The 3117-nt window shown below is 50.6% G+C and carries 4 protein-coding genes; 1 reads left to right on the top strand and 3 read right to left on the bottom strand.

The annotated features are described in order from the left end of the window. From AC0UA9_RS17095 to AC0UA9_RS17085, 3 genes are all read right to left on the bottom strand, one after another. A partial coding sequence (locus AC0UA9_RS17095) for a MipA/OmpV family protein (RefSeq protein ID WP_475661901.1) occupies positions 1 to 417 on the bottom strand: 417 nt, incomplete at its 3' end. A 122-nt stretch (positions 418 to 539) separates the two neighbouring features. Beyond that, a complete protein-coding gene (locus tag AC0UA9_RS17090; protein ID WP_249017932.1) occupies positions 540 to 1883 on the bottom strand; it encodes a sensor histidine kinase in 1344 nt (447 codons plus the stop codon). Continuing rightward, a complete protein-coding gene (locus AC0UA9_RS17085; protein ID WP_249017931.1) occupies positions 1883 to 2554 on the bottom strand; it encodes a response regulator transcription factor in 672 nt (223 codons plus the stop codon). The genes AC0UA9_RS17090 and AC0UA9_RS17085 overlap by 1 nt, the downstream gene beginning before the upstream one ends. Positions 2555 to 2785: 231 nt before the next feature. On the opposite strand from AC0UA9_RS17085, the gene AC0UA9_RS17080 reads away from it, so the two are divergent. Next, on the top strand, positions 2786 to 3117 hold a 332-nt coding region (locus tag AC0UA9_RS17080), incomplete at its 3' end, for a cysteine hydrolase family protein (protein WP_475661899.1).

The raw sequence follows: 3117 nt of genomic DNA, 5'->3' as shown, positions 1-3117 counted from the left end.
GCCGGAGATATCCTGCCGGTAGCCTAATGTCAGGTAACCCAGTGAACCAAACCAGTCGACACTCACCGCGGCAGTGTAGATGTCGTCGAGTTTCTTCATATCCTTGAGCTCAGGACTGTTACCCCGCTCAACATCGCCGAAGGCGTCATAACTAATCGCCGCGGACAAGGCCCAATTGTCTCCTCCCGCTAGATAGCTACCCAGTGAATAGTCACGAAAGAACCAGTTGTCCGACTCCCACTCGATATAGGGCAGCAGACCTGCATTGTCCTTACCGCCCACGTAAAGGGACGGTTCCGTGTAGGCAATAAGCCCGATAGCAAAGGTGTCGGCGCTTTCTTGTTCCTGGCTGAAGGACCAGGGTGAATAGGTGGCCAGAATAGCCGTCGCCAGGGGAATGAGAGAACGAATCTTCATTGGGTTGACTCCGTTTTGAATCAGTAACTCAAGGTGAAGTGAGAGGCTGATGTTTGCGGAGTCGATTGTCAGACAGAGGGTATTAAGCGGGTCTTAAGATAGTTAGGTGGTAATGGCGATAATTACCAGCGTAGGGTTACGCAAGCCCTCGGGTAGTCAAGGACGAACTTAAACTGCCAATCAAGCCGGTTGGCTATACGCTCAACCAACTGCAGGCCTAATCCGAAGCTGACCGTTTCAGATTTGCCAGCAGCATCTACGGGGTTTGAAATAACCAACGAGTTATCTGTAATCACTAGGGTAATCGTCCCACTACTGGTGTGCTGGAAAGCATTACGGATCAAGTTGGCTAGTACAATGCGAAACAGATCATGTTCAATGTTGATACTGCTGGCCTGATCGTTAAGCGACACCTGAATATTTTTATTCTCAACTAAGTACTGCATATCCACCAACAGTTCGCTACACAATGCGCCTGGCCAGACGATGGACTTTCCAATAGGTCTGGAGGATGGGCGTGCCAGCCACAAAAGGGCTTCCGACAACAAAATCATATTGGCGCAGGCGCGACTAGCCCGCAACAGAGAAGGGAAATTAGGATCCTCAGGGGCCGTTCTCACTCCTAACGTATCCAGGGAGGCCTGAATAATCGCGAGGGGGGTTCTCAACTCGTGGCTAGCATGGCGCAAAAACTGCTGCTCACGTTCGTTGTATTCTCTTACCTGTTGTAGTGTCGACAGCAGTTGATTGGCAATTTGGTTGAGCTCACTGATTGAGAACTGAACATCAATTTCACTGCCTGGATGCTGCTTGACCCGACTTGACCACTCCACGAGTAGCGCTAGAGGCTTCACGGCGCTCTTAAATAGCCAGGAGATAACCAAAAATAGCACCAGGCTAAATACTCCAGTCACCAAGCTAGCCTCGATCAATGCCTGCTTGAAAATAGCTTCGGCCAAGGCATCAATTTTGTCGGCCTCTTCAAACTCCAACAGGTAAAGGCCACCGGCCTGCTGTTCTTGAGACTGTTCTTGGGAACGCTCTTGAGACTGCTCTTGAGAACGCTCTTGAGACGGCTCTTGAGACCGCCCTTGTGACTGAACCTGCGAATAGAGCAAATAACCGTATTCACGAATACCCTGCTCATTAACCCGCTCTATTTCCAACGGCTCCAGGGGTTGAGTTTTACTGCTGGAAAATAGCTGCCGAATCTCTAGGGGAATATCATCCCACTCCCGGTAGGCACTCACGTCACCTCGCTGCGGCAGTACAAAGTCGGGGTTGTTATTGGCCGCCTGCTGCAGCTTAATCGCATCAAGATGCATATAATACTTAGCCGCCTGCCCCACCTGATAAAAGCTGAAAATAGTGACCAGCGCAATCTGCCCAATAAAGATGGCAATGGCCAAATACAGCAAGTGCTGTCGAGACTGGGCGGCTAAACTACGAACCGGATTGGAAGACATCAGCGCGTCTCCACAAACAGCGACAGCCCAACCCCGACATGGGTATGAATGAGGAGCTGTTCAAAAGGTTTATCAACCACTTTACGCAGTTGGTGTAAGTGCACGTTGACGGTTCCCTCCTCCACCTCCTCACCTGGCCAGACATGCTCCACGATTTCGTTTCTCGAAACCACAGCGGGCGATCGACGGGCAAGCAATAACAGAATTTTCCAGCTGGTCGGCGTCAGTTTCAGCTCCTGATCAGCACGAATGGCCCGGTGCTCTTTTGGATAGATCCAGAGATCAGCAATCCGTATACATTCACGCTCGGGGTGGCGACGACGGTACAGCGCATTCAGTCGAGCCAAGAGTAGCGGCATCGTGCAAGGCTTGATGACATAGTCATCGACACCGGCATTAAACCCCTCCATTTGATCGCCTTCCATATCGCAAGCGGTCAGCATTAGTATCGGCGTATCAACACCATTAGCCCTCAATTGCCGACAAACATCGATGCCCTGCACCTTCGGCAGCATGTTATCCAGGACCAAACCGTCATAATGCTGCTGGGATGCCAGAGTAATACCGCTGGCCCCAGTATAGGCAAAGTCGCATTCGACACGGTGCAATTCCAGGTACTCGGAAATAGCCAGTGCCAAGTCCCGGTCATCTTCAATGATTAATATTTTCATGGCGGCCGACTACGCGGAAAAGAATAATTAGCTTAAATGGAAATGCATTAATATTACATTAAGACTGCCGTTTTTTAGCCGTGCGCATAATCCTCGCTTCACCGCCTTAGTTTGCCGTCGCCCATGAATGCTATGTGGCCGAAATTGACCGCTTTTAGACCGCGCAAGGTATCGTTAGCTGAGATGGGAGTAGCTAATCTGTAGCCTCACTTCAACACGATGAGATTAGCCATGACTCAGCCTAAAACCGCACTGCTATTAATTGACGTTCAAGCGTCCTTTCCCGCCCGCGACTATTGGGTAGAATCACTAGCGCAAGCATGGCGCCCCAAGCAGCGGGCGATGCTAGATGCGGCGCAGTCAAATAACATACCTGTTGTGCGCGTTTTTCATGAAGAGCCTGGTAGCCAAGGCGCTTTTGACCCCGCTAATGGCCTAATTCGCCCGCTTGATGGTTTTGACGATGAAGCGGCAGTGACCTTCCATAAACGTGTTCATAATGCATTCAGCGATACTGAGCTTGAAAATTGGTTACGCGAACGCGGCATTACGCAACTTGCGAT

Source organism: Colwellia sp. F1 (assembly GCF_056238625.1).
The sequence above is the reverse complement of the archived record's forward strand: the minus strand, read 5'-3'. Positions and strand labels throughout refer to the sequence as shown.